Origin of the sequence: Schlegelella aquatica (assembly GCF_026013905.1) — a bacterium.
GTDB classification, from domain to species: Bacteria; Pseudomonadota; Gammaproteobacteria; order Burkholderiales; family Burkholderiaceae_C; genus Caldimonas; species Caldimonas aquatica.
This window is the reverse complement of the sequence record NZ_CP110257.1, coordinates 1,739,011-1,751,988: the sequence shown is the minus strand read 5'-3', so window position 1 is coordinate 1,751,988 and position 12,978 is coordinate 1,739,011. Positions and strand designations below refer to the sequence as shown.

Here is a 12,978-nt window from a genome sequence, read left to right as displayed (position 1 = left end):
ATGAGCCAAGCAATCTCGATGCGTCAACCGCTCTTCCACTTCAAGCCCTACAACGTCGGCCGCTGGGTCATCTGGGGCGGCTTTGCCCTGGTGATGCTGCTGGCTCCGTTGTTCACCACGAGCAGCCTCGCGGTGACGATGCTTTCGCAGATGGGCATCGCGATCATCGCCTGCCTGTCCTACAACATGCTGCTGGGCCAGGGCGGGATGCTGAGCTTCGGCCACGCGGTCTACACCGGGCTCGGGTCGTACCTCGCCATTCACGCGCTCAACTCGGTGGGGGCGGGCACGCTGAACATTCCTGTGAGCCTGGTTCCGCTGGTGGGCGGAGTCGCGGGGATGGGCTTTGCCGTCTTGCTCGGTTATGTGACGACCAAGAAGGCCGGTACCCCCTTCGCGATGATCACGCTCGGCATTGGCGAGCTGGTCTTCGCGATGTCGCTGATGATCCCCGAGTTCTTCGGCGGCGAGGCGGGCGTGTCGAGCAACCGGGTGGTGGGCAAGCCGTTCATGGGGATCACGTTCGGGCCGCAGATCCAGGTGTACTACTTGATCGCCATCTACACCTTCGTGTGCACCGCGGCGATGTACGCCTTCACGCGCACACCCCTCGGCCGCGTGCTCAACGCCGTGCGAGACAACCCGGAGCGCGTGGAGTTCATCGGGTACAGCACTCAGCGGGTGCGCTACCTGGCCTTCATCATCGCGGGCTTCTTCGCTGGCGTGTCGGGCGGCTTGTATTCGGTGAACTTCGAGATCGTCACCGCAGAGGTGGTCGGAGCCGCCCGCAGCGGGGCCTACCTGCTGTTCACCTTCCTCGGGGGGGCCACGTTCTTCTTCGGGCCGATCATCGGGGGCGTGCTGATGGTGCTCGCGTCCGTGCTGCTCTCGGAGCTGACCAAGGCGTGGCTCCTGTACCTCGGGCTCATCTTCCTCTTCATGGTGATGTACGCCCCCGGCGGGATCGCCAGCCTCATCATGATGAACTTGCGCGTCGCCGCGTTTGGGATGCTCGGTCGGCTGTGGGTCTCGTACCTGGCGCTGGGCGGCACGGCGGCGGTGATGCTGGCCGGGGCCGGCGCCATCATCGAGATGATCTACCACCTTCAGCTCAACGCCGCGCTGGGCCCGCAGCTGCGCTACATGGGTGCCCTGCTCAACGCCAAGAGTCTGGACAGCTGGTTCGGCTCGGTGTTCGTCCTCCTGACGGGGCTGGGGCTGTTCGAGGTGGCCCGCCGTCACTTCGTGCGGCAGTGGAACGAGATCCAGGAGGACATCGAGAAGGAAATCCGTCGTCGGGAGTCGCTATGACATACGCGCTCGAACTGAGGAACGTGCGCAAGAGTTTCGGGCGCACCGAGATCATCCGCGGTGCCACGCTGCAAGTGCAGCCGGGGGAGCGCGTCGCCATCATCGGCCCGAACGGGGCAGGCAAGTCGACGCTGTTCAACCTCATCAGCGGGCGCTTCGAGCCCACGGGCGGCGAGATCCTCCTGCACGGCCAGCGCATCGACGGGCGCTCGCCCTACGAGATCAATCGGCGCGGGCTGGCGCGCAGCTTCCAGGTGTCCAACCTGTTCAACCGATTGAGTGTCTTCGAGAACGTGCGCTGCGCGGTGCTCTGGTCGCTGGGGTACCGTTATGCGTTCTGGAAGTTCCTGGCGGGGCTGCAGGACGCCAACGACCGCACTGAGCAGATCCTCGAGATGATCAAGCTCGATCGCAAGCGAGATGTGCTCGCGATGAACCTCACCTACGCGGAGCAGCGGGCACTGGAGATCGGCATCACCATCGCGGGGGGCGCCAACGTGATCCTGCTCGACGAGCCGACCGCCGGCATGAGCAAGTCGGAGACCAAGCGCTTCATCCAGCTCATCCGCGACGTGACCGAGGGCAAGACGCTGCTGACCGTGGAGCACGACATGGGCGTCGTGTTCGGACTCGCGGACAAGATCGCCGTCCTGGTCTACGGAGAGGTGATCGCCTTCGACACTCCTGAGCGCGTGCGGGCGGACAAACGCGTGCAAGAGGCCTATCTCGGGTCGGTGCTCGCCGAGCAACAGGTCGCCGCCGCAGGAGCTTGAATACGATGCTGCAAGTCGAGAATCTGCACGCCTTCTACGGCAAGAGCCATGTGCTGCACGGCGTGACGCTGGAGGTCCGACCGGGCGAGATCGTGAGCCTGCTGGGCCGCAACGGGTCGGGCCGCTCCACCACCGTGAAAACGGTGATGGGGCTGGTGGACGGGAAGGGGTCGGTCAAGTGGAAGGGAGACGAGATCCTCGGCCACAAGGCCTTCGACATCGCCCACCGGGGCATCGGCTACGTGCCGGAGAACCGGGACATCTTCCCGAAGCTCACCGTGCACCAGAACCTGATGCTCGGCGAGAAGCGGCGCCGGGGCCAGGGCGCGCCGCGCTGGAGCTACGACGACATGTACCGGCTGTTCCCGCGTCTGAAGGAGCGGCAGGATACCGAGGCCGGCGTGCTGTCGGGCGGCGAGCAACAGATGCTCACGTTGTGTCGCACCTTGATGGGCGATCCGGACCTCATCATGATCGACGAGCCGACGGAGGGGTTGGCCCCGAAGATCGTCGAGCTGGTGGCCGAGTACCTCAAGGAGCTCAAGCGGCGGGGCGTGAGCGTGCTGCTCGTCGAGCAGAAGCTCACCATCGCGCTCGAGATCTCGGAGCGCTGCTACGTGATGGGACACGGCCGCATCGTCTTCGAGGGCACACCTGACGATTTGCGTGCAAATGCCTATATTCGCAAGGAGTGGCTGGAGGTCTAGCCGGCCAGGCGGGATCGGGCGGAGCCCGGCGCACGGGCGACTCCTTTTTGTCACGCCGGCGACACAGCGCCGGCGTTTGCGCTTCATAGAATCGAACGATCGTTCACATCCTATCTTCAGACGGGAGCCTACGGATGAGTGCCAGGTATGAGCTCCACGGCAGCGTCGCCGTGATCACCCTCGACAACCCGCCGGTCAACGGCCTGGGCTACGAGACTCGCAAGGGCATCACCGAGGGTCTGGCCCGCGCGGAAGACGACGCGCAGGTCAAGGCCATCGTGATCACCGGCGCGGGCAAGGCCTTCTCCGGCGGTGCGGACATCCGCGAGTTCGGCTCGCCCAAGGCGACCCAGGAGCCGAACCTCATGAGCGTGATCCGCACGCTCGACAACTGCACCAAGCCGGTCGTGGCCGCCATTCATTCGGTGTGCATGGGCGGGGGGCTGGAGCTGGCGCTCGGCTGCCACTACCGGGTGGCGGCTCCGGGCACGCAGGTCGCGCTGCCGGAGGTCAAGCTGGGCCTGGTGCCGGGTGCTGGGGGCACGCAGCGGCTGCCGCGCGTCATCGGCGTAGAGAACGCGCTCAACATGATCGTGAGCGGCGAGCCGGTCAAGAGCGAGGTGCTGGCCGCCATCCCGGGCCAGAAGCTGTTCGACAAGATCGTCGAGGGTGATCTGCTGGCCGCGGCGGTCGCGTTCGCCGGCGAAGTCGCCGAGCGCCGGCCGCTGCCGCGGGTGCGCGACCTCAAGGCCGAACACCGCGAGGCCGACGGGTACTTCCAGTTTGCGCGCAACACCGTCAAGGCGATGGCGCGCAACTTTCCGGCGCCGGCCAAGTGCGTGGACTGCGTGGAAGCGTCGGTCAAGCGCCGGTTCGACGAGGGGCTGGCGTTCGAGCGCGAGCAGTTCATCAATCTGATGATGACGCCCGAGTCCAAGGCGCTGCGGCATGCGTTCTTCGCGGAGCGCGCGGCCAGCAAGATCCCGGATGTCCCCGAGGACACGCCGACGCGCGAGATCCGCAAGGTGGCGGTGATCGGTGCGGGGACGATGGGTGGCGGCATCTCGATGAACTTCCTGAACGCCGGCATCCACGTCACGATCCTCGAGATGAAGCAGGAAGCCCTCGACCGGGGCGTGGCGGTGATGCGCAGCAACTACGAGGGCCAGGTCAAGAAGGGCAAGCTCACCGCGGAGAAGCTCGAGCAGCGCATGGGCCTGCTCGAGACGACGCTGAGCTACGACGACATCCGCGATGCCGACCTCGTCATCGAGGCGGTGTTCGAGGACATCGGCGTCAAGGAGCAGGTGTTCAAGAAGCTCGACGAAGTGATGAAGCCGGGGGCGATCCTGGCCTCGAACACGTCCACGCTGGACCTGAACAAGATCGCCTCGTTCACGAAGCGGCCGCAAGATGTGATCGGCATGCACTTCTTCAGCCCGGCCAACGTGATGAAGCTGCTGGAGGTGGTGCGTGGCGAGAAGACCGGCAAGGACGTCCTGGCCACCGTGATGAAACTGGCCAAGGTCATCAAGAAGACGGCGGTGGTTTCCGGCGTGTGCGACGGCTTCATCGGCAACCGCATGATCGAGCAGTACAGCCGGCAAGCGGGCTTCTTGCTCGAGGAAGGCTGCACGCCCGAGCAGGTGGACAGGGCCATCGAGAAGTTCGGCTTCGCGATGGGCCCGTTCCGCATGGGCGACCTGGCGGGCAACGACGTCGGCTGGTACATCCGTAAGCGCCGCTACGTGGAAAAGCCCGACATGCGCTACAGCAAGACGGCCGACATCCTCTGCGAGATGGGCCGCTACGGTCAGAAGACGGGTGCCGGCTGGTACGACTACAAGCCGGGCAAGCGCGACGCGATCCCGTCGCCGGTGGTCAACGAGATGATCGAGAAGCACCGCAAGGAGCTGGGCATCACACCGCGCAAGATCAGCGACGAGGAGATCGTCGGCCGGCTCGTCTATGCCCTGGTCAACGAGGGCGCCAAGATCTTGGAAGAGGGCATCGCGCTGCGCGCCTCGGACATCGACATGGTGTATCTCACGGGCTACGGCTTTCCGCTCTTCCGCGGCGGGCCGATGTGCTATGCGGACACCGTCGGGCTGTTCAACGTGGTGCAGGACATGCGTCGCTTCGCGCGCAACCCGCATGCCGATCCGAGCTTCTGGACCCCGGCGCCGCTGCTCAAGCGGCTGGCGGACGAAGGCAAGACCTTCAACTGAGGCGCACGATTCCACGCAAGTTCCCGTGGGGCCGCCTGCCGCAGCGATTTGCAGTCGATGAACGCACGCCGCCGCGGCCCCGCTTGATTCCAGGAGAGATTTCATGACCGACGCCGTCATCGTTTCCACCGCGCGGACCCCGCTCGCCAAGAGCTGGAAGGGCGCCTTCAACATGACCCACGGGGCGACGCTGGCCGGCCACGTGATCCGTGCGGCCGTCGAGCGCGCGGGCATCGACCCGGCCGAAGTGGACGACGTGCTGATGGGCTGCGCCAACCCCGAAGGCGCCACCGGCTGGAACATCGCCCGCCAGGCCGCGCTGCGGGCCGGCCTGCCGGTGACCGTCGCCGGGGTAACCGTCAACCGCTTCTGCTCCAGCGGATTGCAGACGATCGCGATGGCCGCGCAGCGCATCATCGCGGGCGAGGGCGACGTGTACGTCGCCGGGGGTGTGGAGAGCATCTCCTGCGTGCAGCAGGAGATGAACATGCACATGTTCCAGGAAAGCTGGCTGAAGGAGAATAAGCCGGAGATCTACTGGCCGATGCTCCAGACCGCCGAGACGGTGGCCAAGCGCTACAACATCCCGCGCGAGCGGATGGACCGTTACGGTGCCGAGAGCCAGCAAAAGGCTTGCGCCGCGCAGGAGGCTGGGCTGTTCAAGGACGAGATCGTGCCGATCACCGTGACCGCCGGTGTGGCCGACCCCAAGCTCGGCATGCGCACCAAGGAGGTGACCGTCAGCCAGGACGAGGGCCTGCGGCCGGGCACCACGTACGAAGCCGTGGCAGGCATCAAGCCGGCCGTGCCGGGCGGAGTGATCGCCGCGGGCAACGCGAGCCAGTTCTCGGACGGGGCCGGGGCCTGCGTGGTGATGAGTGCCGCCGTGGCCGAGAAGCGCAATCTCAAACCCCTGGGGCGGTTCCTCGGCTTTGCGGTCGCAGGCTGCGAGCCCGACGAGATGGGCATCGGGCCGGTGTTCGCGGTGCCCAAGGTGCTGCAACGCCTGGGGCTCAAGGTCGAGGACATCGACCTGTGGGAGCTGAACGAGGCCTTCGCGGTGCAGGTGCTCTACTGCGCGGACCGGCTGGGCATCCCGATGGACCGACTCAACGTGAACGGGGGCGCGATCGCCATCGGTCACCCCTACGGCATGAGCGGGCAGCGTCTGGTCGGCCATGCGCTCATCGAGGGCAAGCGCCGTGGTGCCAAGCGGGTGGGCGTGACCATGTGCATCGGCGGCGGCATGGGTGCGGCCGGGATCTTCGAGGTGCTGTAAGCCGCCTGCCCTCGGCACTTCACCCCCCGCAGCGGGGTCTTTTCCCGTGCGGGGCCGGTGCGGGGGGCGACCTTTCCAAGGCCCCCGCACGGCGCACCGCCCGGCCTCGACTTCGACAGGCTCGTCCTCCATGCGCGCAACGCTCGATTTCCTGCTCAACGATTGGCTCGACGTGGAGGCGCTGACGCGGCGCCCCCGCTTCGCCGACCACAGCCGCGAGACCTTCGCGTCGGTGCTCGATACCTGCGAGCGCATCGCGCGCGAGAAGTTCGCGCCCTACAACCGCCTCGCGGACACCGAGGAGCCGTGGTTCGACGGCGAGCGCGTGCACCTGCCCGAGGCCACGCACGAGGCGATGCGGGCGTACGTGGAATCGGGGATGCTGGCGGCCGCGCAGGACTACGAACTGGGCGGCATGCAACTGCCCTGCGTCGTCGAGATGGCCGCCAATAGCTTCTTCTCGAAGGCGAGCGTCGCCATGAGCGGCTATGCGATGCTCACCAACGGCAATGCCAACCTGCTGATGGCGCACGGCTCTCCCACGCAGAAGGAGGTGTTCGCGCGCAACGAGTTCGCCGGGCGATGGTTCGGCACCATGTGCCTCAGCGAGCCGCAGGCCGGCTCCAGCCTCTCGGACGTGGCCACGCGCGCGCTGCCGGACGGGCACGACTTCGACAGCGATCCTCTGGGGCCGCGCTACCGCCTCAAGGGGCACAAGATGTGGATCTCGGGCGGCGAGCACGAGATCACCGAGAACATCGTCCATCTGGTGCTGGCGAAGATCCCGGGGCCCGATGGCAAGCTGGTGCCGGGGGTGAAGGGCATTTCCCTGTTCGTCGTGCCCAAGCGTCTGGTCGATGAACAAGGGCGCCTGACCGGCGAGCGCAACGACGTGGCCCTGGCCGGCCTGAACCACAAGTGCGGCTACCGGGGCACCACCAATACGCTGCTCAACTTCGGGGAAGGCAGGTTCCCGGTGCGTGCGTACACGGGTGGGCTGGACGGCCGAGGAGCCGGGGCGATCGGCTACCTGGTGGGCGAGCCGGGCAAAGGGCTGGCCTACATGTTCCACATGATGAACGAGGCGCGCATCGGCGTGGGGCTCGGAGCCACCATGCTGGGCATGGCGGGCTACGAGGCCTCGCTGGAGTATGCGCGCCAGCGTCCGCAGGGCCGCCCCATCGGGCCCGCCGGCAAGGACCCGGCGCAACCGCAGGTGACGATCATCCAGCACCCGGACGTCAAGCGCATGCTGCTCGCCCAGAAGTCGTACTGCGAAGGGGCCCTGGCGCTGGAGCTCTACTGCGCCCGCCTGGTGGATGAGCAGAACACCGCAGCGCCCGATGCTGCCGCCGAAGCCCGCCTGCTGCTGGAGGTTCTGACGCCCATCGCCAAGAGCTGGCCGAGCGAGTGGTGCCTCGAGGCCAACAACCTGGCCATCCAAGTGCTGGGGGGCTACGGGTACACGCGCGACTTCCCCGTCGAGCAGTACTGGCGCGACAACCGTCTCAACATGATCCACGAGGGCACGCACGGCATCCAGGGTCTGGATTTGCTCGGCCGCAAAGTGGTGATGGACGGCGGACGGGGCCTCGCCTTGCTGGCCACCCGCATGCAAGAGACGATCGGCCGGGCGGCCCAGGTGCCGGAGTTGGCCGAGCACGCCGAAAGCCTCGCACGGGCGCTGACCCGCGTGGGCGAGGCCACGCGCGCCGCGTGGGCCACCGGCCACCCGGGCGAGGCCCTGGCCAACGCCACCCCCTACCTGCAAGCCTTCGGCCACGCCGTGCTTGCGTGGATCTGGCTCGACGTGGCGCTGCTGGCGCAAGCGTCGCGGGCGGCCGGAGGCCCGCAGGACTTCCTGCAGGGCAAACTGGCCGCTGCGAAATACTTCTATCGCTACGAGCTGCCCAAGATCGAGGCGTGGCTGAGGGTCGTCGAAACCCGGGACTCCACCTGCCGCGAGATGGAGGAAGGCTGGTTCTGATGAACGTGCGTTGGCTGGACAGGACGATCTGGACGCTGGTGTTCGGCGGCTTGCTCGTGATGTGCCTCGGTGTGTTCGTCGAGCGGCGCGATGAGCCGTTGGGTATGGCGTTCCTGTGGAGCGGCGGTATCGCGACCGCGGTGGGCGCGGTGCTGATCGGGGTGCGCGCCTGGATCGCGCAAGGAGGCGAGCGATGATCCGCCACGTGGTGATGTGGCAACTGCACGAGCCGGCCGACGCGCCGAGGTTCAAGGAGTTGCTCGACTCTTGCAAGAACCTGGTGCCGGGGATGATCGAGTTCGAGGTGGGCGTGCGCAGCGCGCCGCTCGAAGCGAACGTGGACGTGGTGCTCGTCTCGACCTTCGCAGACCAGGCGGCCCTCGACGCCTATCAGAACCACCCCCACCACAAGGCGGTGGGCGCCGAGCTGGGCAAGCTGCGCCGCGACCGGCACGTGCTCGACTACCCGGTGGCGGGCGGTGCGTCGGCGCCGTGAGCCGCCGGGTTCCCCCATGTCCGACTCCTTGTTTCCTCGTTGAAGAAAGATCCCATGAGCGTGCTTTCCCTGTTCGATCTGAGCGGCCGCGTGGCCCTCGTGACGGGCGGCTCCCGCGGGCTGGGGCTGCAGATTGCCGAAGCGCTGGGCGAGGCGGGCGCCAAGGTGATGATCACCTCGCGTAAGGCCCAGGACCTCGAGGAGGCCGCCGCGCGCCTCCAGGACCGTGGCATCGATGCCCGCTGGATCGCGGCCGATGCCAGCAAGGAGGACGACATCCGCCGCATCGTGGACGAGACTCTGCAGCGGCTGGGAGACATCGACATCCTCGTCAACAATGCCGGCGCCACCTGGGGCGCTCCGGCCGAGGATCATCCGGTCGAAGCCTGGGACAAGGTGATGAACCTCAACATCCGGGGCATCTTCATGCTCACGCAGGCGGTGGGCAAGCGCAGCATGATCCCCCGCCGCCAGGGCCGCATCCTCAACATCGCTTCCATCGCCGGCCTGGGCGGCAACCCGCCGTTCATGACGACCATTGCCTACAACACCAGCAAGGGCGCGGTGGTCAACTTCACCCGTGCGCTCGCTTGCGAATGGGGCAAGTACGGCATCACGGTCAATGCGCTGGCGCCGGGCTTCTTCCCCAGCAAGATGACGCGCGGCACGCTGGAGGCCGTGGGCGAGGAGAACCTCGCCAGGCACGCACCCTTGCTGCGCCTGGGCGACGACGAGGACCTGAAGGGCGCGGCGCTGCTGTTCGTTTCGCAGGCGGGCAAGCACATCACCGGCCAGATCCTGGCCGTCGATGGCGGTGTCAGCGCGCTGACGGGGGGTTGAGCCGATGCAGTTTCCGGTGCACATTCCCTTCGTCGAGGCCCTCGGGCTCGAACTGGTCTCCATCGGCGACGGGGAGGCCGAGCTGAGACTGTCCTTGCGCGAGACGCACTTCAACTCCTTTCGCGTGGCGCACGGCGGCGTGAGCATGACGATGCTGGACGTGGCCATGGCGCATGCGGCACGCAGCATCAACCGCGATCGTCCGGACTTCGGCCCCGGTGTGGTCACGATCGAGATGAAGACGAGCTTCATGCGCCCGGGCGAGGGCACGCTGCGCGCGCGTGGGCGGCTGCTGCACCGCACGGCGACGCTCGCTTTCTGCGAGGGCGAGATCGTGGACGACGCCGGGCAGCGGCTCGCCCACGCCACCGGCACTTTCAAGTACCTGCGCGCGCTCCCCTCGGACAAGCGCGACGTCAAGCCCCTGCAGCGCCGCATCGACGGCGCGGGCTCGGATTGAGGCACACCCCGGCGCCTTCTGCCAGAACCGACACCGATGAGAGAACCCATGAGCACGCTGACCAACCGACAGATCCTCCTCGCCTCGCGTCCCGCCGGCGAGCCGACCGTGGACAACTTCAAGCTGGTCGAAACGCCGGTGCCCGAGCTGCAAGACGGCCAGGTGCTGGTGCGCCACCACTACCTTTCGCTGGACCCGTACATGCGCGGCCGGATGAACGAGGGCAAGAGCTACGCGCAGCCGCAGCCGCTTGGTGAAGTGATGATCGGCGGCACCGTGGGCGAGGTGGTCCAGTCGCGCAATCCGAACTTCCAGGTGGGCGACAAGGTGGTGGGCATGGGCGGGTGGCAGGAGTACGCCGTGGTCGATGCCCACCAGCGCGGCGTGCTGCAGAAGGTGGACACGACGCACATCCCGCTGTCCGCCTACCTCGGCGCGGTCGGCATGCCCGGGGTCACCGCCTGGTACGGCCTCGTCAAGATCATCGAGCCCAAAGCCGGCGAGACGGTGGTGGTCAGCGCCGCGAGCGGTGCCGTGGGCGGGGTGGTGGGCCAGTTGGCCAAGGTGCGGGGCTGCCGGGCGGTGGGCATCGCCGGCGGGCCCGACAAGTGCCGCTACGTCGTCGAGGAACTGGGCTTCGACGCCTGCATAGACTACAAGCAGCACCGCGATGTGCGGTCTCTCGCGTCGGCCCTCAAGGAGGCCTGCCCGGACGGCATCGACGGCTACTTCGAGAACGTCGGCGGGATGATGCTCGATGCCGTGTTGCTGCGCATGAACGCCTTCGCGCGCATCGCGCTGTGCGGCATGATCTCCGGCTACAACGGCGAGCCGATCCCCTTGCAGAACCCGCAGCTGCTGCTCGTCAACCGCGTGAAGTTGCAGGGCTTCATCGTCAGCGAGCACATGGACGTCTGGCCCGAGGCGCTGAAGGAACTGGGCACGCTCGTGGCGACCGGCAAGCTCAAGTACCGCGAGTCGATCGCCCAAGGCATCGAAAGTGCCCCCGAGGCCTTCATCGGATTGCTCAAGGGGCGCAACTTCGGCAAGCAACTGGTGAAGCTGATCTGATCCACACGCGGGCCGCGGCACCGGGTGCCGCGCCCGGATCGGGGGAGACGCAGCGCGGCCGGGCGTGTCCTTCGGCCGGCGGGGCCAGCCCCACCGGATGCGGCCGCGGTAGCTCTCCCAGGGAGGCCCGACATGCAACAAGCCACGCTCTCCGAGATCGGCGCTGGTCGTACCCACGACGTCATCAACCAGAGCGCGCCGCTGGTCGATGTGAACCTCTACCAGGGCAACCGGGCACTGCGCGACGCACTGGTTCACCATCTCGGCGCGTCGTTCGACGACCGTGAATTGCAAGAGCTGGGGGCTCTCGCCGGCAGTGCGCACATGCAGCAGCACGCGCGGCTCGCCAACGTGCACACCCCCGAGCTGCGCACGCACGACCGCCAGGGCCGGCGCATCGACCAGGTCGAGTTCCATCCGAGTTACCACGCGCTGATGGAAGCGGCGATCCGCCACGGACTGCATGCTGCGGCCTGGGTGCGACCCGCTCATGGCCATCTGCTGCGCGCCGCGGGGTTCATGCTCTTCACGGAACTCGAGCCCTCGGTGCTGTGCCCGGTGTCGATGACGTATGCCGCCACCCCTGCGCTGCGGGCCAACCCTGCGCTGCACGCCGCGTGGTTTCCCAAGCTCGCGAGCACGGTGTACGACCCGCGCTTCATCCCCGCGGACCGCAAATCCGGCGTCACGATGGGCATGGGCATGACCGAGAAGCAGGGCGGCTCCGACGTGCGCGCCAACACGACCCAGGCCGTGTACGAGCAAGACACCCCCTGGGGACGGTGCTATCGCCTGGCCGGACACAAGTGGTTCTTCTCGGCGCCCATGTGCGACGCCTTTCTCGTGCTGGCCCAGGCGCCCGGCGGGCTCAGCTGCTTCTTCCTGCCGCGCTGGCTGCCAGACGGCACGGTCAATGCACTGCACATCCAACGGCTGAAGGACAAGCTGGGCAACAAAGCGAACGCGAGCTCGGAGGTGGAGTTCCTCGGCGCGCAGGCCTGGCTGGTGGGAGAGGAGGGCCGGGGCGTGCCCCAGATCCTCGAGATGGGCACTCACACGCGCCTGGACTGCGCCCTGGGCACGGCGGGGCTGATGCGCCATGCGCTCGCCCTGGCGCTGCATCACACGGCGCAGCGCGAGGCGTTCGGCAGGCCGCTGATCGCCCACCCGTTGATGCGCAACGTGCTGGCCGACCTGGCCGTGGAAGTCGAGGCCGCCATCGCGCTTGCGCTGCGGCTCGCCCATGCCTTCGACGCCGAGGGCGACCCCCACGAGGCAGCGATGCGCCGTGTGCTGACGCCGGTGGCCAAGTACTGGATCTGCAAGCGCGGCAGCGCCTTCGCGCAGGAGGCGATGGAATGCCTGGGCGGCAACGGCTACGTCGAGGAACGCGGCGAGGGCGTGATGGCCCGCATCTACCGCGAGATGCCGGTCAACTCCATTTGGGAAGGCGCGGGCAACGTGATGGCGCTGGATCTGTTGCGCGCCTTGCGCAAGCGGACGGGCACGGGCGCCGACGTGGTCGACGCCCTGGCCGCCGAATGGGCCGCCGGGCGCAGTGCGGACGCCCGCATCGACCGGCGGGCGGCGCAGGTGCTGCAGCGCCTCGAAGACGGTGTCGAGGAGGTCGAGGCGCGCCGCTTGGCGCAGGACGTGGCGCTGGTCACCCAGGCCTGCCTGCTGCGCCGCCATGCGCCGGAGCCGGTCTTCGAGGCCTTCTGCGCCTCGCGTCTGGAGGCCGACTGGGGCCAGGCCTTCGGCACGCTGCCTGCGGCCACCGACTTCGAGGGCATCCTGGCCCGGGCCATGCCCGTCTGAAGCGCCCA

The 12,978-nt window shown here is 67.5% G+C and carries 12 protein-coding genes; all 12 read left to right on the top strand.

Translation table 11 applies throughout. The annotated features are described in order from the left end of the window. On the top strand, nt 1-1,311 hold the full coding sequence (locus OMP39_RS07945; RefSeq protein ID WP_425340614.1) for a branched-chain amino acid ABC transporter permease: 1,311 nt from the start codon (nt 1-3) through the stop codon (nt 1,309-1,311). Beyond that, nucleotides 1,308-2,084, top strand: coding sequence for an ABC transporter ATP-binding protein (locus OMP39_RS07940; protein WP_264891221.1), 777 nt, complete (start codon nt 1,308-1,310; stop codon nt 2,082-2,084). The genes OMP39_RS07945 and OMP39_RS07940 overlap by 4 nt, the downstream gene beginning before the upstream one ends. A gap of 5 nt (nt 2,085-2,089) precedes the next feature. Beyond that, on the top strand, nt 2,090-2,791 hold the full coding sequence (locus tag OMP39_RS07935) for an ABC transporter ATP-binding protein (protein ID WP_264891220.1): 702 nt from the start codon (nt 2,090-2,092) through the stop codon (nt 2,789-2,791). A 134-nt stretch (nt 2,792-2,925) separates the two neighbouring features. After that, nucleotides 2,926-5,019, top strand: coding sequence for a 3-hydroxyacyl-CoA dehydrogenase NAD-binding domain-containing protein (locus OMP39_RS07930; RefSeq protein WP_264891219.1), 2,094 nt, complete (start codon nt 2,926-2,928; stop codon nt 5,017-5,019). Between the two features lie 103 nt (nt 5,020-5,122). After that, nucleotides 5,123-6,298 carry an acetyl-CoA C-acyltransferase gene (locus OMP39_RS07925; protein ID WP_264891218.1) on the top strand — a complete coding sequence of 392 codons (1,176 nt, stop codon included), beginning with the start codon at nt 5,123-5,125 and terminating at the stop codon, nt 6,296-6,298. Nucleotides 6,299-6,428: 130 nt separating this feature from the next. After that, nucleotides 6,429-8,285, top strand: a complete 1,857-nt coding sequence (locus OMP39_RS07920; RefSeq protein ID WP_264891217.1) for an acyl-CoA dehydrogenase — start codon at nt 6,429-6,431, stop codon at nt 8,283-8,285. Then, nucleotides 8,285-8,482, top strand: a complete 198-nt coding sequence (locus tag OMP39_RS07915) for a hypothetical protein (protein ID WP_264891216.1) — start codon at nt 8,285-8,287, stop codon at nt 8,480-8,482. The genes OMP39_RS07920 and OMP39_RS07915 overlap by 1 nt, the downstream gene beginning before the upstream one ends. Beyond that, complete coding sequence (locus OMP39_RS07910; RefSeq protein ID WP_264891215.1) at nt 8,479-8,781, top strand: Dabb family protein; 303 nt, start codon at nt 8,479-8,481, stop codon at nt 8,779-8,781. Before OMP39_RS07915 ends, OMP39_RS07910 begins: the two co-directional genes overlap by 4 nt. A gap of 54 nt (nt 8,782-8,835) precedes the next feature. Continuing rightward, on the top strand, nt 8,836-9,621 hold the full coding sequence (locus OMP39_RS07905; protein WP_264891214.1) for an SDR family oxidoreductase: 786 nt from the start codon (nt 8,836-8,838) through the stop codon (nt 9,619-9,621). A 4-nt stretch (nt 9,622-9,625) separates the two neighbouring features. Continuing rightward, on the top strand, nt 9,626-10,081 hold the full coding sequence (locus tag OMP39_RS07900) for a PaaI family thioesterase (RefSeq protein ID WP_264891213.1): 456 nt from the start codon (nt 9,626-9,628) through the stop codon (nt 10,079-10,081). 48 nt (nt 10,082-10,129) lie between these two features. Next, a complete protein-coding gene (locus tag OMP39_RS07895) occupies nt 10,130-11,152 on the top strand; it encodes an NADP-dependent oxidoreductase (RefSeq protein ID WP_264891212.1) in 1,023 nt (340 codons plus the stop codon). 132 nt (nt 11,153-11,284) lie between these two features. Further along, nucleotides 11,285-12,970 carry an isovaleryl-CoA dehydrogenase gene (locus tag OMP39_RS07890; protein WP_264891211.1) on the top strand — a complete coding sequence of 562 codons (1,686 nt, stop codon included), beginning with the start codon at nt 11,285-11,287 and terminating at the stop codon, nt 12,968-12,970. Nucleotides 12,971-12,978: the final 8 nt, after the last annotated feature.

What these genes read in the sequence shown, in the direction of transcription:
- OMP39_RS07890 (WP_264891211.1), top strand. Translation starts at nt 11,285, where the DNA reads ATGCAACAAGCCACGCTCTCCGAGATCGGCGCTGGTCGTACCCACGAC.
- OMP39_RS07945 (WP_425340614.1), top strand. Translation starts at nt 1, where the DNA reads ATGAGCCAAGCAATCTCGATGCGTCAACCGCTCTTCCACTTCAAGCCC.
- OMP39_RS07910 (WP_264891215.1), top strand. Translation starts at nt 8,479, where the DNA reads ATGATCCGCCACGTGGTGATGTGGCAACTGCACGAGCCGGCCGACGCG.
- OMP39_RS07915 (WP_264891216.1), top strand. Translation starts at nt 8,285, where the DNA reads ATGAACGTGCGTTGGCTGGACAGGACGATCTGGACGCTGGTGTTCGGC.
- OMP39_RS07925 (WP_264891218.1), top strand. Translation starts at nt 5,123, where the DNA reads ATGACCGACGCCGTCATCGTTTCCACCGCGCGGACCCCGCTCGCCAAG.
- OMP39_RS07935 (WP_264891220.1), top strand. Translation starts at nt 2,090, where the DNA reads ATGCTGCAAGTCGAGAATCTGCACGCCTTCTACGGCAAGAGCCATGTG.
- OMP39_RS07905 (WP_264891214.1), top strand. Translation starts at nt 8,836, where the DNA reads ATGAGCGTGCTTTCCCTGTTCGATCTGAGCGGCCGCGTGGCCCTCGTG.
- OMP39_RS07930 (WP_264891219.1), top strand. Translation starts at nt 2,926, where the DNA reads ATGAGTGCCAGGTATGAGCTCCACGGCAGCGTCGCCGTGATCACCCTC.
- OMP39_RS07900 (WP_264891213.1), top strand. Translation starts at nt 9,626, where the DNA reads ATGCAGTTTCCGGTGCACATTCCCTTCGTCGAGGCCCTCGGGCTCGAA.
- OMP39_RS07940 (WP_264891221.1), top strand. Translation starts at nt 1,308, where the DNA reads ATGACATACGCGCTCGAACTGAGGAACGTGCGCAAGAGTTTCGGGCGC.
- OMP39_RS07895 (WP_264891212.1), top strand. Translation starts at nt 10,130, where the DNA reads ATGAGCACGCTGACCAACCGACAGATCCTCCTCGCCTCGCGTCCCGCC.
- OMP39_RS07920 (WP_264891217.1), top strand. Translation starts at nt 6,429, where the DNA reads ATGCGCGCAACGCTCGATTTCCTGCTCAACGATTGGCTCGACGTGGAG.